Origin of the sequence: Pseudomonas sp. UBA5666 (assembly GCF_002420785.1) — a bacterium.
Classification (GTDB): domain Bacteria; phylum Pseudomonadota; class Gammaproteobacteria; order Pseudomonadales; family Pseudomonadaceae; genus Aquipseudomonas; species Aquipseudomonas fulva.
Genome location: NZ_DIIQ01000002.1, coordinates 430668 through 453180, shown reverse-complemented (window position 1 = coordinate 453180; position 22513 = coordinate 430668). Strand labels below are relative to the sequence as shown.

The window sequence follows — 22513 nt, the reverse complement described above, 5'->3', positions numbered from 1 at the left end:
CTACGCTAGCTTGTGAATAAAACGCCCCTTCGTGGGGCGTTTTTGCTATCTGTCGTTTTTGTCGTAGAGGCTTCCCCAGCATGAATACTGTGCGTGAAACCATTGCCGCCATCGCTACTGCCCAAGGCCGCGGCGGTGTAGGCATCGTAAGGTTGTCAGGGCCACTGGCTGCCAAGGCGGGCCAGTGGATAACCGGTCGCAGCCTGCAACCGCGTCATGCTCATTACGGGCCGTTCCGAGACGAGGAGGGGGTGGTACTGGATGAAGGTATCGCGCTGTTCTTTCCGGGGCCCCACTCATTCACCGGTGAAGATGTACTCGAGCTGCAAGGCCATGGCGGCCCCGTCGTTCTGGATATGCTGCTACAGCGCTGTGTACAACTGGGTTGTCGCCTGGCCAGGCCGGGTGAGTTCAGCGAGCGGGCATTTCTCAATGACAAGCTCGACCTGGCTCAAGCTGAGGCCATCGCCGACTTGATCGAAGCCAGCTCCAGCCAGGCAGCGCGAAACGCACTGCGATCGCTGCAGGGCGAATTCTCAAGACATGTCCACAGCCTTACCGAAGCGTTGATCGCGCTGCGCATCTACGTTGAGGCCGCCATTGATTTTCCCGAGGAGGAAATCGACTTTCTAGCCGATGGCCATGTGCTGTCGATGCTCGATGCCGTAAGGGATCATTTATCCACAGTACTGCGTGAGGCAGGCCAAGGTGCATTGCTGCGCGATGGCATGACAGTGGTCATCGCTGGGCGGCCCAATGCAGGCAAGTCGAGCCTGCTCAACCAGCTGGCGGGACGTGAAGCGGCGATCGTGACGGATATCGCCGGCACGACCCGGGATACCCTGCGCGAACATATCCACATCGACGGTATGCCGCTTCACGTGGTGGACACAGCCGGGCTACGTTCGACAGATGATCATGTGGAAAAGATCGGTGTGGAGCGCGCGCTACGAGCGATAAGTGAGGCAGACCGGATATTGCTGGTTGTGGACTCCACGGCCCCTGAAGCCGGCGATCCCTTCTCCCTGTGGCCCGAGTTTCTGGACCAGCGCCCGGATCCGGCACGGGTAACCCTCATACGCAACAAAGCGGATCTGAGCGGGGAGCCTGTCGCGCTGCACCAGGGCGAAGATGGACAAGCCACCATCACGCTGAGCGCCAAAGGAGAGGGGGGAGGGCTGCAGCTGTTGCGCGACCATCTCAAGGCCTGCATGGGCTATGAACAGACCGCCGAAAGTGGTTTCAGCGCCCGTAGACGGCATCTGGATGCCTTGCGCCAGGCCAGTGAGCACCTGGAGCATGGCCGTGCGCAGCTGACCCTTGCCGGTGCAGGTGAGTTACTGGCAGAGGACCTGCGGCAGGCACAACAGGTGCTTGGGGAAATCACCGGAGCCTTCAGTTCCGATGACTTGTTGGGACGGATTTTCTCGAGTTTTTGCATCGGCAAGTAACAGACAAGCCAGGTCCCACATCAGCCAACCGCCTCTTTGAGGCGGTTTTTTTTGGCCCGAACAAAGCCTCCAGCAAGGCATAGCCTAAGAACGGCACCCGCTAAGCCCTGTGGAAAACCCTCGCTAAGCTCCGTTGATAAGCGGCACTTTTTCTTGAGGATAAATGGCCCTGTGGGTAACCATCACTTTAATCCACAGGCTATTCCTCGTTATCCCAAGCGCTCAGAGGGGGTAAGCCACAGGGTTCAGGATCTCTGTACAGCACGTGATACATGGCCTTCAGAGCGTTATCCACAGATAGTACTGTGCATAAGAATAAACATAAAAACAAAGCTTTTATAAATCTCTCTTCTTGATTTCTGTTGTATGCCATTCATCCACAGCCTGATCAAAATTTGCTCAGACGGTTTCATTGAGGGGGGTGATGTCCCTATACTTGTCGGCTTACCTTTTCTATTTGCACAACAGGCACGAGGTGCGTGGTGGATTTCCCTTCCCGTTTTGAAGTGATCGTCATCGGCGGCGGCCATGCCGGTACCGAGGCTGCGCTTGCGTCTGCACGCATGGGTGTGAAAACCCTGCTGCTGACCCACAACGTGGAAACCCTCGGGCACATGAGTTGCAACCCTGCCATTGGTGGCATCGGCAAGAGCCATCTGGTCAAGGAAATCGATGCCTTGGGCGGCGCCATGGCGCTGGCCACCGACAAGAGTGGTATTCAGTTTCGCGTGTTGAACAACCGCAAAGGCCCAGCCGTTCGCGCCACGCGTGCGCAGGCTGACCGCGCCATCTACAAGGCGGTGGTGCGTGAGATGTTGGAAAACCAGCCCAACCTGTGGATATTTCAGCAATCGTGTGACGACCTGATCGTTGAACAGGATGAAGTCAAAGGCGTGGTCACCCAGATGGGGCTGCGGTTCTTTGCAAACTCTGTCGTGCTCACCACCGGCACCTTCCTGGGCGGTTTGATCCATATCGGCATGCAGAACCACTCGGGTGGACGCGCAGGTGATCCGCCTTCCATCGCGTTGGCGCATCGCATGCGTGAATTGCCGCTACGCGTTGGCCGTCTGAAGACAGGTACGCCGCCTCGCATCGACGGTCGCTCCGTTGATTTCTCGGTCATGACCGAGCAGCCCGGCGACACGCCCATCCCGGTGATGTCGTTCATGGGCAATGCCGGCATGCATCCGCGCCAGGTGAGCTGCTACATCACTCACACCAACGCCCGCACACATGACATCATCGCTTCGAACCTTGACCGCTCGCCCATGTACTCGGGCGTCATCGAAGGGGTAGGGCCACGTTACTGCCCGTCGATCGAAGACAAGATCCACCGCTTTGCGGACAAGGAAAGCCATCAGGTATTCATCGAGCCTGAAGGCCTGACCACCCATGAGCTCTACCCCAACGGCATCTCCACGTCGCTGCCCTTCGATGTGCAGCTGGAGTTGGTGCGCTCGATCCGCGGCATGGAAAACGCGCATATCGTGCGCCCAGGCTATGCCATCGAATATGACTACTTCGATCCGCGTGACCTGAAGTACAGCCTTGAAACCAAAGTCATTGGTGGGCTTTTCTTCGCTGGCCAGATCAACGGCACCACCGGTTACGAAGAAGCCGGTGCGCAAGGCCTGTTGGCCGGGACCAACGCCGCACTGCGCGCCCAGGGGCGCGAGACCTGGTGCCCGCGGCGCGATGAAGCCTATATCGGCGTGCTGGTCGATGACCTGATCACCTTGGGTACTCAAGAACCGTATCGGATGTTCACATCCCGTGCCGAATACCGGTTGATCCTGCGCGAGGACAACGCTGACCTGCGTCTGACTGAAAAAGGGCGAGCGCTGGGGTTGATCGACGACGAGCGCTGGGCCGCCTTCTGCACCAAGCGCGACGGAATCGAAAAAGAAGAGCAGCGGCTGAAATCGACCTGGATAAGACCCAACACCGAACTAGGCCAAGCCGTTGTGGACAAGTTCGGTACGCCACTGAGCCACGAGTACAGCCTGCTGAACCTGTTGGCGCGGCCTGAAATCGACTACGCAGGGCTTATGGCGGCTACCGGCGGCGAGTCGATCGACCCACAGGTTGCCGAGCAGGTCGAGATTCGTACCAAATATGCGGGCTACATCGACCGTCAGCAGGACGAAATTGCCCGCCTGCGAGCCAGCGAGGACACGCGCCTGCCTGTGGATATCGAGTACGCCACGATTTCGGGGCTGTCCAAGGAAATTCAGGGGAAACTCAGCCAGACCCGTCCCGAAACCCTGGGGCAGGCCTCGCGCATTCCGGGCGTTACGCCGGCGGCCATTTCCCTGTTGCTCATTCACCTGAAGAAACGCGGCGCAGGCCGCGAGCTGGAGCAAAGCGTTTGAGTTCCCTGGTTACCTCGCAACATGCCGAAGAGTTGTCCACAGGTGCCCGCCAGTTGGGGGTGCCCCTGAGCCTTGAACACCATGAAAAACTGCTGGGCTACCTGGCCCTGTTGATCAAATGGAACAAGGCCTACAACCTCACCGCCGTCCGGGATCCGGACGAAATGGTTTCGCGTCACCTGCTCGACAGCCTCAGCGTGATGCCGTTTATCCACAGCGAGCGCAGCAACTGGCTGGATGTTGGCAGCGGCGGAGGCATGCCCGGTGTGCCCATGGCTATCCTGCATCCCGAAAAACGAATCACCGTGCTGGATGCCAACGGCAAGAAGACGCGCTTTCTGACCCAGGTGAAAATGGAACTCAAGCTGGACAACCTCACGGTTATCCACAGCAGGGTCGAGGGGTACACGCCGGCCCAGCCGTTCGACGGCATCATCTCCCGCGCTTTCAGCAGCATGGAGAATTTCACCAACTGGACCCGCCACCTGGGCGACACCGGGACGCAGTGGCTTGCAATGAAGGGGCTGCATCCTGCCGATGAACTGGTAGCATTGCCCGCAGACTTCACAGTGGAAAGCGAGCAGGCCCTGACCGTTCCGGGTTGCCAGGGCCAACGTCATCTGCTGATACTGCGCCGCAAGGCTTGATTGGGAACAGACGCATCAATGGCTAAGGTATTCGCAATCGCGAACCAGAAAGGTGGTGTGGGCAAGACCACCACCTGTATCAATCTCGCTGCCTCGCTGGTGGCGACCAAGCGCCGTGTGCTGCTGATCGACCTCGATCCGCAGGGCAATGCCACCATGGGCAGCGGCGTGGACAAGCACGAGCTCGAGCACTCTGTGTACGACCTGCTTATCGGAGAGTGTGACCTGGCCCAGGCCATGCACTTTTCCGAGCATGGCGGGTTCCAGCTGTTGCCGGCCAACCGGGACCTGACCGCTGCCGAAGTGGTGCTGCTGGAGATGCAGGTCAAGGAAAGCCGCCTGCGCAATGCGCTGGCGCCCATTCGCGACAATTACGATTTCATCCTCATCGACTGCCCGCCTTCACTGTCGATGCTGACGCTCAATGCCCTGGTGGCTTCCGATGGCGTGATCATTCCCATGCAGTGCGAGTACTACGCGCTGGAAGGGCTGAGCGACCTTGTGGACAACATCAAGCGCATTGCCGCCAAGTTGAACCCCGCGCTCAAGATCGAGGGGTTGCTGCGAACCATGTATGATCCGCGGCTGAGCCTGAACAACGATGTATCGGCGCAGCTCAAGGAGCACTTCGGTTCGCAGTTGTACGACACCGTCATTCCTCGAAACATCCGCCTGGCCGAAGCACCCAGCTTCGGTATGCCGGCATTGGCCTACGACAAGCAATCGCGCGGCGCACAGGCCTACCTCGCCCTGGCGGGAGAATTGGTCCGTCGTCAACGCCGCCAGTCCCGCACTGCACAAGCAACTTAAGGAATCCGCATGGCCGTCAAGAAACGGGGTCTCGGACGTGGGTTGGATGCGCTGCTCAGCGGTCCAACCGTGAGCGCGCTCGAAGAGCAGGCTGTAAAGATCGACCTGAAGGAGCTTCAGCACCTGCCCGTCGAGCTGATTCAACGGGGCAAGTACCAGCCGCGTCGCGACATGGACCCGCAGGCGCTCGAAGAACTGGCACACTCGATCCGCAGCCATGGCGTGATGCAACCGATCGTGGTGCGGCCGGTTGGCGATGAGCGCTATGAGATCATCGCCGGTGAGCGGCGCTGGCGCGCGACTCAGCAAGCTGGGCTGGACACCATTCCGGCCATGGTCCGCGAGGTCCCTGACGAAGCGGCCATTGCCATGGCCCTTATCGAGAACATCCAGCGCGAGGACTTGAACCCTCTGGAAGAGGCGCTGGCCTTGCAGCGGTTGCAGCAGGAGTTCGAGCTGACCCAGCAGCAAGTGGCCGATGCGGTAGGCAAGTCACGGGTGACCGTGGCCAACCTGTTGCGGTTGATCACGTTGCCGGAGGCGATCAAGACCATGCTCGCCCATGGAGACCTGGAAATGGGTCACGCACGGGCTTTGCTAGGCCTGGAGGAGAATCGCCAGGAGGAAGGGGCGCGTCATGTTGTCGCACGTGGGCTGACCGTACGTCAGACCGAGGCACTGGTGCGCCAGTGGCTGAGCGACAAGCCTGATCCGGTAGAACCCGGCAAACCTGATCCGGACATTGCACGCCTGGAACAGCGGCTTGCAGAGCGTTTGGGCTCGGCTGTACAGATTCGCCACGGCACTAAAGGCAAGGGCCAACTGGTCATTCGCTACAACTCGCTCGATGAGTTGCAGGGCGTACTCGCACACATTCGCTGAAACAATTCCTGTTGTAGCGCGCAATCGGAAATCACTACGAATAGTTGAATAGGGGTTAATCCACCCCTATACTCTGCGCGCATTTTGTCGGCACAAATTATGCCAAGTCATCGCTGACTGGCGGGCCGATTCACGGGGAGCAGTTGTGATGGAAATCCGCACGCCAAACCGGTTGCCTTTCCATCGCTGGGCGGTTTTTCCGGTATTGCTGACGCAATTCGTCGTGCTGCTGCTGGCAACCTTGGTGTTGTGGCAGTTGGCTGGGACGGTCAGCGGATATTCAGGGCTCTGCGGAGGCCTGATTGCCTGGCTGCCCAATGTTTATTTCGCCTGGAAGGCTTTTCGCTTTAGCGGAGCTCGGGCGGCGCAGGCCATCGTCAAGTCGTTCTACGCTGGCGAGGCAGGCAAGATGATTTTGACGGCAGTGCTCTTCGCACTGACCTTCGCAGGAGTGAAGCCACTGGCGCCGCTGGCAGTATTCGGCGTCTTCGTGTTGACCCTTTTGGTCAGCTGGTTCGCGCCCCTGCTGATGAATAAAAGACTTTCGAGACCTTAGGGCGTTTGAGGCAACCATGGCAGCAGAAACCGCTTCGGGCTATATCCAGCACCACTTGCAGAACCTGACTTACGGTCAACTACCAGACGGCAGCTGGGGCTTCGCCCATTCGGCTGCAGAAGCCAAGGCTATGGGCTTCTGGGCATTCCACGTGGATACCCTGGGTTGGTCCGTCGCACTGGGTCTGATCTTCCTGTTCATCTTCCGCATGGCGGCCAAGAAGGCGACTTCCGGTCAACCGAGCGGCCTGCAGAACTTCGTCGAAGTGCTGGTGGACTTCGTCAACGGCAGCGTGAAGGACTCCTTCCACGGCCGTAGCCCGGTGATCGCGCCGCTGGCGCTGACCATCTTCGTCTGGGTATTCCTGATGAACGCCATCGACCTGGTACCGGTCGACTGGATTCCTCAGCTGGCCATCCTGATCTCGGGTGATCCGCACATTCCGTTCCGCGCCGTGTCGACCACCGACCCGAACGCGACCCTGGCCATGGCTTTCTGCGTGTTTGCGCTGATCATCTTCTACAGCATCAAGGTCAAGGGCCTGGGTGGCTTCATCGGTGAGCTGACCCTGCACCCGTTCGGCAGCAAGAACATCTTCCTGCAGATCCTGCTGATCCCGGTCAACTTCCTGCTGGAATTCGTGACCCTGATCGCCAAGCCGATCTCGCTGGCACTGCGTCTGTTCGGCAACATGTACGCCGGCGAACTGGTGTTCATCCTGATTGCCGTGATGTTCGGCGCCGGCATCCTGTGGCTCAGCGGCCTGGGTATCGTGCTGCAATGGGCGTGGGCTGTGTTCCACATCCTGATCATCACCCTGCAAGCCTTCATCTTCATGATGCTTACCATCGTCTACCTGTCGATGGCTCACGAAGATAACCATTAAGACCGCCTGGCGTGTCTGATAGCCTTCCCCGCTCGTTTGGGGGGAGGGCTTAAAAAGTCCGCAAGGGCATGCTGTACCAAACGATTCGTTTTACCGCTTCAAACTAAAAAACCTAACCAATACGACGTAAAAGTCGGGAGGAAAGATGGAAACTGTAGTTGGTCTGACCGCTATCGCTGTTGCTCTGCTGATCGGCCTGGGTGCTCTGGGTACCGCCATTGGTTTCGGCCTGCTGGGCGGCAAATTCCTGGAAGGCGCTGCTCGTCAGCCTGAGATGGTTCCGATGCTGCAGGTCAAAATGTTCATCGTTGCCGGTCTGCTCGACGCCGTCACCATGATCGGTGTTGGTATCGCTCTGTTCTTCACCTTCGCGAATCCCTTCGTTGGTCAAATCGCCGGCTAATCACTCGTTTCGACGAGTTGATTGGTGTGATGGACAAAGACCGAGCGAGGTGTTGGCGTGAACATTAATGCAACCCTGATTGGCCAATCCGTTGCTTTTCTGATTTTTGTACTCTTCTGCATGAAGTACGTATGGCCTCCGGTCATCACTGCTCTGCAAGAGCGTCAGAAGAAGATTGCAGACGGCTTGGACGCTGCCAACCGCGCAGCTCGCGACCTGGAGCTGGCCCAAGAAAAAGTGGGTCAGCAACTGCGTGAAGCAAAGGCACAGGCAGCTGAAATCATTGAGCAAAGCAAGAAACGCGCTGCTCAGCTTGTAGACGAAGCCCGTGAACAGGCTCGTGTCGAAGCTGACCGTGTGAAGGCTCAGGCTCAGGCCGAGATCGAACAGGAACTGAACAGCGTCAAAGACGCCCTGCGTGCCCAAGTGGGTGCCCTGGCTGTTGGCGGTGCTGAAAAGATCCTTGGCGCCACAATCGATCAAAACGCGCATGCAGAGCTGGTTAACAAACTGGCCGCTGAAATTTAAGCGAGGGCGATCATGGCAGAACTGACCACGTTGGCCCGACCTTACGCTAAGGCTGCCTTTGAGCATGCCCAGGCCCATCAGCAACTGGCCAATTGGTCAGCCATGCTCGGCCTGGCTGCTGCAGTGTCCGAAGACGACACCATGCAGCGCCTGCTCAAGGCCCCGCGACTGACAAGCGCAGAAAAGGCCGCCGCATTCATTGACGTTTGCGGTGACAAGTTCGATGCATCGGCACAGAATTTCATTCATGTTGCCGCGGAAAACGACCGTCTCCTGCTTCTGCCGGAGATTGCCGCTCTGTTCGACCTGTACAAGGCAGAACAAGAGAAATCCGTGGACGTGGAAGTCACCAGTGCTTTTGCGTTGAACCAAGAACAGCAAGACAAACTCGCCAAGGTTCTCAGTGCACGGCTCAGCCGGGAAGTGCGCCTGCACGCGTCGGAGGATGCCAGCCTGATCGGCGGCGTCGTCATCCGCGCCGGCGACCTGGTAATCGATGGCTCTGTTCGCGGCAAAATCGCGAAACTGGCCGAAGCATTGAAATCTTGAGTTTGAAGGGGCAGCAGAGCAATGCAGCAACTCAATCCTTCCGAAATTAGTGAAATCATCAAGGGTCGCATCGAGAAGCTCGATGTCGGCTCCCAAGCCCGTAACGAAGGTACCGTCGTAAGCGTTTCCGACGGTATCGTACGGATCCACGGTCTGGCCGACGCTATGTACGGCGAAATGATCGAGTTCCCGGGCGGCGTATACGGTATGGCACTGAACCTGGAGCAAGACTCCGTAGGTGCGGTGGTACTGGGTGCGTACACCTCCCTCGCCGAGGGCATGAGCGCCAAGTGCACCGGTCGCATCCTGGAAGTTCCGGTTGGTAAGGAACTGCTGGGTCGCGTCGTGGACGCACTGGGTAACCCGATCGACGGCAAAGGTCCGCTGAACAACACCGAGACCGACGCGGTCGAGAAAGTTGCTCCAGGCGTGATCTGGCGTAAGTCGGTAGACCAGCCTGTACAGACTGGCTACAAGTCGGTCGACGCCATGATCCCGGTTGGCCGTGGTCAGCGTGAGCTGATCATTGGTGACCGTCAGATCGGTAAGACTGCCATGGCGGTCGATGCGATCATCAACCAGAAAAACAGCGGTATCTTCTGCGTATACGTGGCCGTTGGCCAGAAGCAGTCGACCATCGCCAACGTCGTGCGCAAGCTCGAAGAAGCCGGTGCCCTGGCCAACACCATCGTTGTTGCCGCCAGCGCCTCGGAATCGGCTGCACTGCAGTTCCTGGCGCCGTACTCCGGCTGCACCATGGGCGAGTACTTCCGTGACCGCGGTGAAGACGCCCTGATCGTCTACGATGACCTGTCCAAGCAGGCTGTTGCGTACCGTCAGATCTCCCTGCTGCTGCGTCGTCCACCAGGACGTGAAGCGTACCCAGGCGACGTGTTCTATCTCCACTCCCGTCTGCTGGAGCGTGCATCGCGCGTTTCGGAAGAATACGTCGAGAAGTTCACCAATGGCGCAGTCACTGGCAAGACCGGTTCCCTGACCGCTCTGCCGATCATCGAAACCCAGGCTGGCGACGTTTCGGCGTTCGTTCCGACCAACGTGATTTCCATCACTGACGGTCAGATCTTCCTGGAATCGGCCATGTTCAACTCGGGCATCCGCCCTGCAGTGAACGCCGGTGTTTCGGTATCGCGTGTAGGTGGTGCCGCTCAGACCAAGATCATCAAGAAGCTGTCCGGGGGTATTCGTACCGCACTGGCTCAGTACCGTGAACTGGCGGCATTCGCCCAGTTCGCGTCCGATCTGGACGAAGCGACCCGCAAGCAGCTGGAGCATGGTCAGCGCGTTACCGAGCTGATGAAGCAGAAGCAGTACGCGCCGATGTCCATCGCGGACATGGCCCTGTCGCTGTACGCCGCTGAGCGTGGCTTCCTGACCGACGTAGAAGTCTCCAAGGTCGGCAGCTTCGAGCAAGCACTGATCGCCTTCTTCCACCGTGATCACGCCGAACTGATGGCGAAGATCAACGTGAAGGGTGACTTCAACGACGAAATCGACGCAGGCATGAAAGCCGGTATCGAGAAGTTCAAGGCCACCCAGACCTGGTAAGCCGCAGCGGGGGCCCAGGCCCCCGCTTGCTAACCTGATAGGTGATACATGGCAGGCGCAAAAGAGATTCGCAGTAAGATTGCGAGCATCAAAAGCACGCAAAAAATTACCAGCGCCATGGAAAAAGTGGCGGTCAGCAAAATGCGCAAGGCACAACAGCGCATGGCTGCTAGCCGTCCTTATGCGGAGCGTATCCGCCAGGTGATCGGTCATCTGGCCAACGCCAACCCGGAATACCGCCACCCGTTCATGATCGAGCGCCCTGTAAAGCGCGCCGGTTATATCGTGGTGAGCAGTGACCGTGGTCTGTGCGGTGGCTTGAATACCAACCTGTTCAAGGCCTTGGTCAAGGACATGAACGAAAACCGCGAACAGGGCGTGGAAATCGACCTGTGCGTGATCGGCAGCAAGGGTGCGACTTTCTTCCGTATCTTTGGCGGCAACGTAGTAGCCGCGATCAGCCACCTGGGCGAAGAGCCATCGATCAATGACTTGATCGGCTCCGTCAAGGTCATGCTGGACGCCTACCTCGATGGTCGTATCGATCGCCTTTCGGTGGTTTCGAACAAGTTCATCAACACCATGACCCAAAAGCCGACGGTCGAGCAATTGGTACCGTTGGTGGCAACCCCGGATCAGGAACTCAAGCATCACTGGGACTACCTGTACGAACCCGACGCAAAAGAGCTGCTGGACGGCTTGATGGTGCGTTACGTGGAGTCGCAGGTGTACCAGGCGGTGGTCGAGAACAATGCTGCTGAACAAGCAGCCCGGATGATCGCCATGAAGAACGCCACAGACAACGCCGGTGACCTGATCAGCGAACTCCAGCTGATCTACAACAAGGCGCGTCAGGCTGCGATCACCCAGGAGATCTCGGAAATCGTCGGCGGCGCTGCCGCGGTTTAACGGTTCAAAAATTCAGAGGATCCAGCTATGAGTAGCGGACGTATCGTTCAAATCATCGGCGCCGTCATCGACGTGGAATTCCCACGTGACGTCGTGCCGAGTGTTTACAACGCGCTGAAAGTACAAGGCGCGGAAACCACCCTGGAAGTTCAGCAGCAGCTGGGCGACGGCGTGGTTCGTACCATTGCGATGGGCTCGACCGAAGGTCTGAAGCGCGGTCTGGACGTCGTCGATACCGGCGCGGCCATCTCCGTTCCTGTCGGCAAGGCTACCCTGGGCCGCATCATGGACGTCCTGGGTAACCCAATCGACGAAGCCGGCCCGATCGGTGAAGAAGAGCGTCGTGGTATCCACCAGAAGGCGCCTTCGTTCGCTGACCAGGCAGGCGGCAACGATCTGCTGGAAACCGGCATCAAGGTTATCGACCTGGTTTGCCCGTTCGCCAAGGGTGGTAAAGTCGGTCTGTTCGGTGGTGCCGGTGTCGGCAAGACCGTGAACATGATGGAGCTGATCCGTAACATCGCCATCGAGCACAGCGGTTATTCCGTGTTCGCCGGTGTGGGTGAGCGTACTCGTGAGGGTAACGACTTCTACCACGAGATGAAGGACTCCAACGTTCTCGACAAAGTAGCGCTGGTCTACGGTCAGATGAACGAGCCACCAGGAAACCGTCTGCGCGTTGCGCTGACTGGCCTGACCATGGCTGAGAAATTCCGTGACGAAGGTAACGACGTTCTGCTGTTCGTCGACAACATCTATCGTTACACCCTGGCCGGTACCGAAGTATCCGCACTGCTGGGCCGTATGCCTTCGGCAGTAGGTTACCAGCCGACCCTGGCCGAAGAGATGGGCGTTCTGCAAGAGCGTATCACTTCGACCAAGGAAGGTTCGATCACCTCCATTCAGGCCGTTTACGTGCCTGCGGATGACTTGACCGACCCGTCGCCAGCGACCACCTTCGCCCACTTGGACGCCACCGTCGTTCTGTCCCGTGACATCGCCTCCCTGGGTATCTACCCAGCGGTCGACCCACTGGACTCGACTTCGCGCCAGCTGGACCCGAACGTGATCGGTACCGAGCACTACGAAACTGCCCGTCAGGTTCAGTATGTTCTGCAGCGCTACAAAGAGCTGAAAGACATCATTGCGATCCTGGGTATGGACGAACTGTCCGAGACCGACAAGCAACTGGTAGCGCGCGCTCGTAAGATCCAGCGCTTCCTGTCGCAGCCGTTCTTCGTGGCCGAGGTCTTCACCGGTTCGCCAGGCAAGTACGTTTCCCTGAAAGACACCATCGCTGGCTTCAGCGGCATCCTCAAAGGTGACTACGACCACCTGCCAGAACAAGCGTTCTACATGGTCGGCAGCATCGACGAAGCGATCGAGAAAGCCAAGAAACTGTAATCCCGGCGCTCCGCAAGGGGCGCTAATCAGGTTGAGGCAAGCAGATGGCTATGACAGTCCATTGCGATATCGTCAGCGCGGAAGGAGAAATCTTCTCCGGTCTGGTCGAGATGGTAGTAGCGCACGGCAACTTGGGCGATCTGGGTATCGCACCAGGTCACGCCCCGCTGATCACCAATCTCAAGCCGGGTCCGATCACGCTGACCAAGCAGGGTGGCACTCAAGAGGTGTACTACATCTCCGGTGGCTTCCTCGAAGTGCAGCCGAACATGGTGAAGGTTCTTGCCGACACCGTGCAACGTGCTGCCGACCTGGACGAAGCTCAGGCTCAGGAAGCCCTCAAGGCTGCCGAGAACGCGCTGAACACCAAAGGCTCGGACTTCGACTACGGCGCTGCTGCCGCACGTCTGGCCGAGGCTGCGGCTCAGCTGCGTACTGTCCAGCAGATGCGCAGAGGCAAGTGATCGGCTACGGCCATCATTTGTGTTGCGATTGAGTAAAAGGGTAGCCTCGGCTACCCTTTTTCTTTTTTCGATTTCCCCCTTTCGGTCAAGCAACTGACCGCCCAGGATTGGTAGCCAGTCATGTCCCTCGATATCGTTATTCTTGCCGCCGGCCAAGGCACCCGCATGCGCTCGTCGCTGCCCAAGGTACTGCACCCGGTAGCCGGCAACTCCATGCTCGGTCATGTTATCCACAGCGCTCGCCAGCTTCAGCCGCAGGGCATCCACGTGGTGATAGGCCATGGGGCAGAGTTGGTTCAGGCGAGACTGGCAGGCGACGACCTCAACTTTGTCATGCAGGACAAGCAACTGGGTACGGGGCATGCCTTGGCGCAAGCTTTGCCAGCACTGTCGGCGGACACCGTGCTGGTGCTGTATGGCGACGTTCCGCTCATCGAGGTACCGACCCTGCAACGTTTGTTGGCCAAAGCCAGCGAGCAGCAACTCGGTTTGCTTACGGTCACGCTCGAAGACCCGACGGGCTATGGCCGCATTGTGCGTGATGCGCATGGGCAAGTAACGGCCATCGTCGAGCATAAAGACGCCAACGAGGCGCAGAAGGCCATTCGTGAGGGCAACACCGGCATTCTGGCGCTTCCTGGCGCTCGCCTGGCGGATTGGATGGGCCGCTTGTCGAACAACAATGCCCAGGGCGAGTACTACCTGACGGATGTGATCGCCATGGCAGTCGCTGATGGTTTGATGGTTGCCACCGAGCAACCCGCCGATCCCATGGAAGTGCAGGGTGCCAATGACCGTCGTCAGCTTGCCGAACTGGAGCGTCACTACCAGTTGCGTGAAGGCCGCCGCCTGATGGCGCAGGGTGTGACCTTGCGTGACCCTTCGCGTTTCGATGTCCGGGGCGAAGTGACGGTCGGCCGGGATGTGCTGATCGACATCAACGTCGTTCTGGAAGGCAAGGTTGTCATCGAAGACGACGTGCTGATTGGCCCTAATTGCGTGATCAAGGATTGCACGCTGCGCAAAGGTGCCGTGATCAAGGCCAACAGTCACCTTGAGGGTGCCGTCATGGGCGAGGGGAGTGATGCAGGTCCATTTGCACGCTTGCGTCCGGGGACCGTACTCGATGCCAAGGCCCATGTGGGTAACTTCGTCGAGCTGAAGAATGCTCATCTTGGTGAAGGCGCCAAGGCGGGGCACCTGTCGTACTTGGGTGATGCCGAAATCGGTGCCCGTACCAATATTGGTGCTGGCACCATCACCTGTAACTACGATGGCGCAAACAAATTCAAGACAGTCATGGGCGAAGACGTCTTCATCGGCTCCAACAGCGCCCTTGTCGCGCCTGTGGAAATCAAGGCCGGGGCCACGACTGCCGCGGGCTCGACGATCACTCAATGCGTGGAAGCAGGTGAGTTGGCGGTAGCACGCTCCCGTCAGCGCAACATCTCGGGGTGGAAGCGTCCAGAGAAAATCAAGAAGCCCTGATTTATCCACAGCTCTATCAAGGCCGGCCTTGTGCATAACAAGCCGGCCTTTTTATTTGTCCGGCATCAGATGGATAGCCAAAAGCTGGACTATGCCTCTGCACAGCGTTTTTATCCACAGCGCTAAGACGGGTTGACGAACCCGAGCATTTAGGTTTTGATTGCGATCATTATCTTTCGAAACGAAACTTAAAGCGCCGATGTCGAAACGAAACACGCCACAACGTCGCCATAACATACTGGCCCTGCTCGCGGAGCAGGGTGAAGTCAGCGTGGACGCGCTGGCGAGGCGGTTTGACACGTCTGAGGTCACTATCCGCAAGGACCTGGCGGCACTTGAAACCAACGGCTTGTTGTTACGCCGGTACGGCGGTGCGGTAACAATGCCGCAGGAATTGCTGGCTGAGCCGGCACAACCCGTATCGGCCTACAAACGCGCCATTGCTCGCGCCGCCGTGAGCCTCATCCGCGAACACGCCCGGATCATCATCGACAGCGGTAGTACCACCGCTGCCATGATCCCTGAACTCGGACGCCAGCCTGGTCTGGTGGTCATGACCAATTCGCTCAATGTTGCCAGGGCCATCAGCGAACTCGAGCACGAGCCGGTGCTGCTGATGACGGGTGGCACCTGGGACCCACATTCCGAGTCTTTTCAGGGCCAGGTGGCCGAACAGGTTCTGCGTTCGTATGACTTCGACCAATTGTTCATTGGGGCCGATGGCATCGACTTGGAACGCGGCACCACCACATTCAACGAGTTGCTGGGTTTGAGCCGAGTCATGGCCGAGGTCGCCCGTGAGGTGATCGTGATGGTCGAGTCGGACAAGGTCGGCCGCAAGATTCCCAACCTCGAACTGCCGTGGGGCAGGGTGCACACCCTGATCTCGGACGAACGCCTGTGCGAACAGGCACGCGAACAAATTAAAGCACGCGGCGTCAATTTGATCTGCGCCGCTATCAGTCAGGAGTAACCAAGCATGTGTGGAATCGTAGGTGCTGTGGCCGAACGCAACATTACCGCCATCCTTATCGAGGGCCTGAAGCGTCTTGAATACCGTGGGTATGACAGCGCAGGCCTGGCGGTGCTGACGCCGGAAGGCGAATTGCAACGCCGTCGCCGTATCGGCAAGGTCAGCGAGCTCGAAGCAGCCGTCGTGCTCGAGCCAATCGCAGGACGGCTCGGCATCGCGCATACCCGCTGGGCCACTCATGGCGCGCCTACTGAAACCAATGCCCACCCTCATTTCTCAGGCCATGACGTGGCCGTGGTGCACAACGGCATCATCGAGAATCACGAGGCGCTGCGCGAGGAACTGAAAGGATTGGGCTATGCCTTCGTGTCGCAGACCGATACCGAAGTGATCGTCCACCTGATCGACCATATCCTCAAGGGCATCCCCGACCTGGCAGACGCCTTGAAGGCTGCGGTCAAGCGCTTGCACGGCGCCTATGGCCTGGCGTTGATCAGCAAAAGCCAGCCGGACCGCCTGGTCGCTGCCCGTAGCGGCAGCCCATTGGTGATTGGCCTGGGGCTCGGTGAGAACTTCCTCGCCTCCGACCAGCTGGCCCTGCGACAGGTCACCGACCGCTTCATGTACCTCGAAGAAGGGGACATCGCCGAGATCCGTCGCGACCACGTCGCCATCTGGGACCATGATGGCCACCCCGTGCAGCGTGAAACCGTGCAGTACCACGAGGGTGCCGAGGCCGCCGACAAGGGCCAGTACCGCCACTTCATGCTTAAGGAAATCCACGAGCAACCACGCGTGGTGCAACGCACACTGGAAGGTCGCTTGGGCAGTGACCATGTGCTGGTCCAGGCATTCGGCCCGCAGGCAGCCGAGTTGTTCGGCAAAGTGCGCAATGTGCAGATCGTGGCCTGTGGTACCAGCTATCATGCTGGCATGGTTGCACGTTACTGGCTGGAAAGCCTGGCAGGGATCCCCTGCCAAGTAGAGGTGGCGAGCGAGTTCCGTTACCGCAAGGTGGTCGTGCAGCCCGATACGCTGTTCGTTTCCATCTCCCAGTCGGGCGAGACCGCCGATACCCTGGCAGCGCTGCGCAACGCCAAGGAGCTGGGCTTCCTTGGCAGCCTGGCGATCTGCAACGTGGGCATCAGCTCGCTGGTGCGTGAATCTGACCTGACGTTGCTGACCCTGGCCGGACCGGAAATCGGCGTCGCCTCGACAAAGGCCTTCACCACCCAGCTGGTGTCGTTGATGCTTCTGACCTTGGCCTTGGGCCAGGTGCGCGGCACCTTGGACAAGGGCGTCGAAGCTGAGCTGGTCGAGGAGCTGCGCCGCTTGCCAACCCGTCTGGGTGAAGCATTGGCCATGGACGCAACCGTCGAGAAAATCGCCGAGCTGTTCGCAGACAAGCATCACACCTTGTTCCTGGGGCGCGGCGCTCAATATCCGGTGGCCATGGAGGGTGCGCTCAAGCTCAAGGAAATCTCCTATATCCACGCCGAAGCCTATCCTGCGGGCGAGCTCAAACATGGCCCACTGGCGCTTGTGGATAACGACATGCCCGTGGTGACCGTTGCGCCGAACAATGAACTGCTGGAGAAGCTCAAGTCCAACCTGCAGGAAGTGCGTGCACGCGGCGGTGAGCTGGTGGTCTTCGCTGACGAGCAAGCCGGCTTGAGCAACGGCGAAGGCACCCATGTGATTCCAGTCCCGCATATCGCGGATGCGCTTGCCCCAATTCTGTACACCATTCCTTTGCAGCTGCTCTCGTACTATGTCGCCGTGCTCAAAGGGACTGATGTTGACCAGCCGCGCAACTTGGCGAAGTCGGTGACGGTGGAGTAAAGGTAGCGTTTCAACAGTGCCGGCTGTTTTTGATTAATAAAGGTTGTCACAAAACAATAAAGGTTGTCACAACGTAATAAAGGTTGTCACAAGGCTGGCCCCGACCGCACATCAGGCCGGAGCCAGGCCTTGGAGATTTGGGTGACAATCCTCTACGCACCGCTGTGACTGTTGTCCTGGCTGAGCCCGCTCGCTGGCATGTCCTCTTTACACGACACACCAGCCTCGTTCCGTTCGAGTGGGTCGCCCAATCATGAGCGACTTGAACATGGCATCTGCGCCCGTAGCTCCGGTCAAGGCTGCCCACCGCCAGCTGATGACCCAATCAAAAATAGATAAAAAAATTAAATCAGGCCGTGGAAGTGGAGTGAGAGATTCCTATAAACCATGGATCAAGGTGTGGGAAATCAAATCAAAGGGTGTCTCCCATATGATTGCGGGAGTTAAGATTTTCCGCACTCATCACCTGCTGTCCAATGCGGAGCGAGATTACCTCACTGTACTTGAGCACGACGCCTCGATCATTGATATCCGAGAGCAGTACCCCCTGCTTACACAGGCTGAGACTCAAGCAATTGCCTCAAGCATAAATTGTCGTCACCCTGTATATCCTGGGACGCAGATACCTGTCGTTATGACGACGGACTTTCTCATCACCTTCTTGGATCCCTCTGGTGAAACGAGGTTAGCTGCTCGCTCAGTAAAATATAGAAAGGAATTTGAGCAGGCTGATCTTCATGTGCGGAATCGAATAGCTGAAAAGCTCGCTATTGAGGAAAAATACTGGTCAATGAGGGGCGTGGACTGGAAGCTGGTCCTGCACGAAAACCTCTCGAAGATTAGATTAGCGAACCTCAGAGTTCTCAGGACTTATGCCAATATCCATCCCTCGTTGCCGACTGAGAAAAATATAGGGAACTTACTTGAATACATCGCGGGGTCAAAGACGGATCAAATACCCTTAAAAGCTCTTTTGGAAAAGGCGTCACGTGATATCTATATTGACTATATGAGCGTGAAGCGGCTCTTCCATCACCTGCTATGGATCGGCCGTTTAGAGTCTGATATTACCTCGAAAATAATAAGCTTGTCGCAGCCGTTGCACGTATGGCCGAGCCATCGGTCAGCGGCTTTGTCTCCGCCAACCGAGGTTTCTCATCATGCTTGATTTTCAAATTAACAGCATTGTTTCTCCCGGCGAAGAACCGAGCTTACTAAAAAAGGCAGTTAGGGTCTTAGGCATAAATAATGATACTGTTATCGTGATTGAGCTGAATATGAATCCAGGCAAGCCGTGGCAGATTGATAAGTCAGTTTTAATTGACGAAATTGATTCAGGGCGCGCGGTCTTAAGTCCAGAAATGGTTCCTTTACATCTGCTCAGAAGCGACGATGAAATTAGTGAAAATGAAAAGGCGAGCCGAAATCGAAATTGGAGTCTTATAAGAAGTTTAGTAGAAGATCGCTCTGCCTTGGATATTCTTGGTCCTGGTTTTGGGAAGCTTGTTGCGACGCATGCCATAGAGACAGGGGTAGAGCGTAAGCAGATATACCGGCTTCTATACCGCTATTGGAGTATGGGTCAGACACCTAACGCGTTTCTTTGGAACACAAGCGCTTGCGGCGGACGTGGGAAGAAAAAGGATCGGTCCTCAGGTATTATCCCCGGTCGGCCGCGTAAGTATCTTGGTGTCGTTGTCAATGATGGTGGTGCCATCCCGCTCGAACAGCGCCATCTCTCTCATATCCGTTTGGCTTACGGGCGAGTCGCTAGCGGCAAGTGTGGCACCCTGAAAGATGCACATAAGTGGATGTTAAACAAATTTTATAGAGCGACTCTCCCTGACGGATCGAAAGGAAATATTGTACGCGGCAGTTACCCGACTACTGCACAGCTTAGATATCACGGTAAATTATTTTTCGATGACCTGTATAAGCTCAAGGTGCGTGGCGGTTCTATCAGGTACAACAAAGACCATCGGGCTATCGTTGGCTCAGCATCCCAAGGCCTGATAGGCGCGACGCAGCGATATGAGATAGATTCCACCATCGCTGATGTCTATTTAGTGCATCGCGTTAATAGGCTGTGGCTCATTGGGCGTCCGATACTTTATGTAGTCGTCGATACCTACACCAGAATGATTGTAGGAATTCACGTGGGCCTTGAGGGGCCCAGCTGGAATGGGGCTAGACACGCGATATACAACGCTTGCACCTCAAAGGTTGAGTTTTGCAAACGATACAACGTAGACATTGAGGAAGCTGACTGGCCATGCTCGCATTTGCCAGTCGAAATTGTGGCTGACCGGGCTGAACTTCTAAGCGAGGCGGGGGCAACGCTCTCCCAAAGCTTGGGGCTTGGGGTGCAAATTTTGCCTCCTTTCAGGCCTGATTGGAAAGGGATCATCGAAAGCCGTTTCCGTCTGATCAATGAACACCTCGACTTGAAGTTCGTTCCAGGCGGAGTGGATGCTCGTAAAATGGAGCGCGGCGATAGGGACTACCAACTCGATGCCATTTTGGATATCGACGAGTTCACCGAAATGGTTATTGTAGGAGTCTTGGCTCACAATAAGAACCTGCGGATACCACACCTTTTAAATCGCGAGATGATTGCCGGCGGAGTGGAAGCAACGCCTATAGCGATTTGGAATTGGTCGAAGGATAATAGCCCTATAAATTCAAAAGTAGTATCGCCGGCTGAGTTGAAAATCGCTCTATTGCCCTCTCAGCAGTGTCGTATAAGTCGAGGCGGTATTGTTTTCCAAGGCGTACAGTATACATGTCAAACAGCGTTACGCGAGGAGTGGTTGGAGCGCTCGCACAACCTGCGGACGAAATATGTTCGAGTATTCTATGATCCTAACTCTATTGAAAATTGTTGGATCAAGTCAGAAGCAGGTTTTGAGGCTTTAACTATTGTACCGCAGCAACGGCAGAAATATGGTGGACTCCGTATGGAGGAGGTTCTTGATATGATCCATGTCCTGAACCAAGTTTCGCCGGATGCCCGTTATGACAGTGATAATACTGCGGCGCTGGTAAGGGGGCGGCAAGAGGAAATCTTTGACCGGGCCAAATCCAAACGTGTCGCTCAGGGTGACCCGAAATCGAATGCAGATTTCAAGCGGGACAAACGTGCCAAGCGTGCTACCGAAGCTCAGACCGAGCGCGATTCCCATACCGCTGATCTGAATCAGCTACGCGTTGTGGATAACATACCTCCTGTGGCAGAAAATTCTAAGCTAGTCACCGGCAGGCCCAGTTCCGCGAGAAGCGCGGCGTTTCTGAAACTAGTCGTCAGCGAGGGAAGCGAGGCTGAGACATGAACGATTTGACGTTCTCCCCCGCAGAATACATTCCTACAGGCATGCCTCAGTACGATGGCAACCCGCTGATCGAATGCTTGCCTAGAATTCTGTCGGATGTAGATGTGGTCAGGCGCGTTGGGAACCTTCCGCCGAAGCCCGACGAGGCCGAACGAGCGTTGCCACCGAAGCTTCGCGGTCATGGGATCAACCGGCTGAAAGATGTTGTTGTTCCATTCGAAATTCACCTGCGCCTTGAAGACCTTTTCAGCCAGCTGATTCGCTACGGATATATGGGACGCAATCCGCTGTTGGCCTCATCTGTTAGGCATCGGCTGCCTTCCTCAGCGGAGGCCAAGGGCCACGGATTCATGTCCACCGCTGAGACGATGACGCTCATCGGCTTGAGTGGTATGGGTAAGACCACAGCGCTCAATTCCATCGCAAGGCTTTATCCGCAGGTGATCAGCCACAGCAGATATAAAGACGCCATTCTCATCGAAACCCAGGTCGTGTGGCTAAAGATTGAGTGCCCTCATGACGGCTCGTTGCGCGGTTTCTGTGCAGCATTCTTCTCAGCGTTGGATGCTGCGTTAGGAGTCGACAAATACTCGCGCAGGGGCGGTTCTGGCAACAGCATCAGCGTAATGCTCCAGCACATCAGTCAGCTGTGCAAAACCTTTTTCATTGGTGCTTTGATCATTGATGAAATGCAGCATCTTTGCTCCTCGCGGGGGGGACAGGATCGGGAAAAGTTGCTGAATTTCTTCGTAACTTTATCTAACGATGCAGGCGTTCCGCTGGTGTATGTAGGGACCAACGCAATGCTCCCGCTGTTTTCTGGTGTGCTGCGCAACGCCCGAAGAGCGGCGGGGATGGGACCCATCGCTTTTGACCGATTCAGCGAAGACGATCCGTTTTGGGAGCACTTGGTGTCCCAACTCTGGGCCTATGACTGGACGGCATCATGCGCCCCCCTGACGAAGGAGCTCTTGTCCAAGATCTATGATCTCGCCCAAGGCAATACTGATTTCCTAGCGAAACTGCTTATGCTTGCGCAGCGTCATGTAATTTGGGAGGGCCTCGACGCTATTACGCCAGCGGTGCTTCAGCAGGTGTATGACAATCAAATGAGGCTTCTACACAAGCCCATCGAGGCTCTACGAAGCGGTGATCCTCTTCAGATTGCTGACTTCGAGGACATGATGCCTACAAAAGACCAGATCGCCCAGATGATGAACTACGACTTGGCTCGCCGGGCCGACAGAGCTCATCTTTCGCTACTTACCCAGGCCGCGATCACTCCTCCACCTCAAGCCAAGGATAAATCGGCATCGAAGGCTACGGGTCGTACCGTGGTCCCGGTTGCTGACGGAGCATTAGCTAACGTGCATTTTTCGAAGGACGAAGACCTTCAGGCTCAGCTCGAACAGCGCGGCTGGGTGGATAGGGATTCCTCCTGGTGACATGAG

20 protein-coding genes are annotated in these 22513 nt (G+C 57.1%); all 20 read left to right on the top strand.

The annotated features are described in order from the left end of the window. The first annotated feature begins 80 nt into the window (after window positions 1-80). A complete protein-coding gene (gene mnmE, locus B2Y33_RS02375; RefSeq protein WP_028686810.1) occupies window positions 81-1451 on the top strand; it encodes a tRNA uridine-5-carboxymethylaminomethyl(34) synthesis GTPase MnmE in 1371 nt (456 codons plus the stop codon). A 482-nt stretch (window positions 1452-1933) separates the two neighbouring features. Then, a complete protein-coding gene (gene mnmG, locus B2Y33_RS02370; RefSeq protein WP_206405072.1) occupies window positions 1934-3826 on the top strand; it encodes a tRNA uridine-5-carboxymethylaminomethyl(34) synthesis enzyme MnmG in 1893 nt (630 codons plus the stop codon). Beyond that, window positions 3823-4473, top strand: a complete 651-nt coding sequence (rsmG, locus tag B2Y33_RS02365) for a 16S rRNA (guanine(527)-N(7))-methyltransferase RsmG (RefSeq protein WP_027913310.1) — start codon at window positions 3823-3825, stop codon at window positions 4471-4473. The genes mnmG and rsmG overlap by 4 nt, the downstream gene beginning before the upstream one ends. An 18-nt stretch (window positions 4474-4491) precedes the next feature. Then, window positions 4492-5283: a ParA family protein gene (locus B2Y33_RS02360; protein ID WP_027913311.1), complete on the top strand. Its 792-nt coding sequence runs from the start codon at window positions 4492-4494 to the stop codon at window positions 5281-5283. Window positions 5284-5292: 9 nt separating this feature from the next. After that, entirely contained in the window at window positions 5293-6165 is an 873-nt protein-coding gene (locus B2Y33_RS02355; RefSeq protein ID WP_027913312.1) for a ParB/RepB/Spo0J family partition protein, read from the top strand. 148 nt (window positions 6166-6313) lie between these two features. Continuing rightward, the gene (locus tag B2Y33_RS02350; protein ID WP_023532288.1) at window positions 6314-6721 is read left to right on the top strand and encodes a F0F1 ATP synthase subunit I; all 408 of its coding nucleotides are present in this window, start codon (window positions 6314-6316) and stop codon (window positions 6719-6721) included. A gap of 16 nt (window positions 6722-6737) precedes the next feature. Then, window positions 6738-7607 carry a F0F1 ATP synthase subunit A gene (gene atpB / locus B2Y33_RS02345; protein WP_023532311.1) on the top strand — a complete coding sequence of 290 codons (870 nt, stop codon included), beginning with the start codon at window positions 6738-6740 and terminating at the stop codon, window positions 7605-7607. Window positions 7608-7752: 145 nt separating this feature from the next. Then, window positions 7753-8010: a F0F1 ATP synthase subunit C gene (gene atpE / locus B2Y33_RS02340; protein ID WP_003097235.1), complete on the top strand. Its 258-nt coding sequence runs from the start codon at window positions 7753-7755 to the stop codon at window positions 8008-8010. A gap of 57 nt (window positions 8011-8067) precedes the next feature. Beyond that, window positions 8068-8538, top strand: a complete 471-nt coding sequence (locus B2Y33_RS02335; protein WP_011536505.1) for a F0F1 ATP synthase subunit B — start codon at window positions 8068-8070, stop codon at window positions 8536-8538. A 12-nt stretch (window positions 8539-8550) separates the two neighbouring features. Next, complete coding sequence (locus tag B2Y33_RS02330) at window positions 8551-9087, top strand: F0F1 ATP synthase subunit delta (RefSeq protein ID WP_023532623.1); 537 nt, start codon at window positions 8551-8553, stop codon at window positions 9085-9087. A 21-nt stretch (window positions 9088-9108) separates the two neighbouring features. Further along, window positions 9109-10653, top strand: a complete 1545-nt coding sequence (atpA, locus tag B2Y33_RS02325) for a F0F1 ATP synthase subunit alpha (protein WP_023532736.1) — start codon at window positions 9109-9111, stop codon at window positions 10651-10653. A 48-nt stretch (window positions 10654-10701) separates the two neighbouring features. Beyond that, complete coding sequence (atpG, locus tag B2Y33_RS02320) at window positions 10702-11562, top strand: F0F1 ATP synthase subunit gamma (RefSeq protein ID WP_023532742.1); 861 nt, start codon at window positions 10702-10704, stop codon at window positions 11560-11562. Between the two features lie 27 nt (window positions 11563-11589). Then, window positions 11590-12966 carry a F0F1 ATP synthase subunit beta gene (gene atpD, locus B2Y33_RS02315; protein ID WP_023532615.1) on the top strand — a complete coding sequence of 459 codons (1377 nt, stop codon included), beginning with the start codon at window positions 11590-11592 and terminating at the stop codon, window positions 12964-12966. Between the two features lie 44 nt (window positions 12967-13010). Further along, on the top strand, window positions 13011-13430 hold the full coding sequence (locus B2Y33_RS02310) for a F0F1 ATP synthase subunit epsilon (RefSeq protein WP_023532701.1): 420 nt from the start codon (window positions 13011-13013) through the stop codon (window positions 13428-13430). Window positions 13431-13550: 120 nt separating this feature from the next. After that, a complete protein-coding gene (gene glmU, locus B2Y33_RS02305; RefSeq protein ID WP_049695264.1) occupies window positions 13551-14918 on the top strand; it encodes a bifunctional UDP-N-acetylglucosamine diphosphorylase/glucosamine-1-phosphate N-acetyltransferase GlmU in 1368 nt (455 codons plus the stop codon). A gap of 199 nt (window positions 14919-15117) precedes the next feature. Beyond that, entirely contained in the window at window positions 15118-15891 is a 774-nt protein-coding gene (locus B2Y33_RS02300) for a DeoR/GlpR family DNA-binding transcription regulator (protein WP_049695265.1), read from the top strand. 6 nt (window positions 15892-15897) lie between these two features. Then, complete coding sequence (gene glmS / locus B2Y33_RS02295; protein WP_027913315.1) at window positions 15898-17733, top strand: glutamine--fructose-6-phosphate transaminase (isomerizing); 1836 nt, start codon at window positions 15898-15900, stop codon at window positions 17731-17733. Between the two features lie 268 nt (window positions 17734-18001). Further along, window positions 18002-18901, top strand: a complete 900-nt coding sequence (locus B2Y33_RS02290) for a TnsA endonuclease N-terminal domain-containing protein (protein WP_049695266.1) — start codon at window positions 18002-18004, stop codon at window positions 18899-18901. After that, a complete protein-coding gene (locus B2Y33_RS02285) occupies window positions 18894-21062 on the top strand; it encodes a Mu transposase C-terminal domain-containing protein (protein WP_206405073.1) in 2169 nt (722 codons plus the stop codon). The genes B2Y33_RS02290 and B2Y33_RS02285 overlap by 8 nt, the downstream gene beginning before the upstream one ends. Next, the gene (locus B2Y33_RS02280) at window positions 21059-22507 is read left to right on the top strand and encodes an ATP-binding protein (RefSeq protein WP_023048574.1); all 1449 of its coding nucleotides are present in this window, start codon (window positions 21059-21061) and stop codon (window positions 22505-22507) included. Before B2Y33_RS02285 ends, B2Y33_RS02280 begins: the two co-directional genes overlap by 4 nt. The last annotated feature ends 6 nt before the right edge of the window (window positions 22508-22513 follow it).

Excerpts from the sequence above, each read along its gene's own strand:
- mnmE (WP_028686810.1), top strand. The coding sequence starts at position 81 with ATGAATACTGTGCGTGAAACCATTGCCGCCATCGCTACTGCCCAAGGC.
- atpA (WP_023532736.1), top strand. The coding sequence starts at position 9,109 with ATGCAGCAACTCAATCCTTCCGAAATTAGTGAAATCATCAAGGGTCGC.
- atpD (WP_023532615.1), top strand. The coding sequence starts at position 11,590 with ATGAGTAGCGGACGTATCGTTCAAATCATCGGCGCCGTCATCGACGTG.
- glmU (WP_049695264.1), top strand. The coding sequence starts at position 13,551 with ATGTCCCTCGATATCGTTATTCTTGCCGCCGGCCAAGGCACCCGCATG.
- atpE (WP_003097235.1), top strand. The coding sequence starts at position 7,753 with ATGGAAACTGTAGTTGGTCTGACCGCTATCGCTGTTGCTCTGCTGATC.
- B2Y33_RS02285 (WP_206405073.1), top strand. The coding sequence starts at position 18,894 with ATGCTTGATTTTCAAATTAACAGCATTGTTTCTCCCGGCGAAGAACCG.
- B2Y33_RS02290 (WP_049695266.1), top strand. The coding sequence starts at position 18,002 with ATGGCATCTGCGCCCGTAGCTCCGGTCAAGGCTGCCCACCGCCAGCTG.
- B2Y33_RS02310 (WP_023532701.1), top strand. The coding sequence starts at position 13,011 with ATGGCTATGACAGTCCATTGCGATATCGTCAGCGCGGAAGGAGAAATC.
- B2Y33_RS02300 (WP_049695265.1), top strand. The coding sequence starts at position 15,118 with ATGTCGAAACGAAACACGCCACAACGTCGCCATAACATACTGGCCCTG.
- atpB (WP_023532311.1), top strand. The coding sequence starts at position 6,738 with ATGGCAGCAGAAACCGCTTCGGGCTATATCCAGCACCACTTGCAGAAC.
- glmS (WP_027913315.1), top strand. The coding sequence starts at position 15,898 with ATGTGTGGAATCGTAGGTGCTGTGGCCGAACGCAACATTACCGCCATC.
- B2Y33_RS02360 (WP_027913311.1), top strand. The coding sequence starts at position 4,492 with ATGGCTAAGGTATTCGCAATCGCGAACCAGAAAGGTGGTGTGGGCAAG.
- B2Y33_RS02350 (WP_023532288.1), top strand. The coding sequence starts at position 6,314 with ATGGAAATCCGCACGCCAAACCGGTTGCCTTTCCATCGCTGGGCGGTT.
- B2Y33_RS02330 (WP_023532623.1), top strand. The coding sequence starts at position 8,551 with ATGGCAGAACTGACCACGTTGGCCCGACCTTACGCTAAGGCTGCCTTT.
- B2Y33_RS02280 (WP_023048574.1), top strand. The coding sequence starts at position 21,059 with ATGAACGATTTGACGTTCTCCCCCGCAGAATACATTCCTACAGGCATG.
- atpG (WP_023532742.1), top strand. The coding sequence starts at position 10,702 with ATGGCAGGCGCAAAAGAGATTCGCAGTAAGATTGCGAGCATCAAAAGC.
- B2Y33_RS02355 (WP_027913312.1), top strand. The coding sequence starts at position 5,293 with ATGGCCGTCAAGAAACGGGGTCTCGGACGTGGGTTGGATGCGCTGCTC.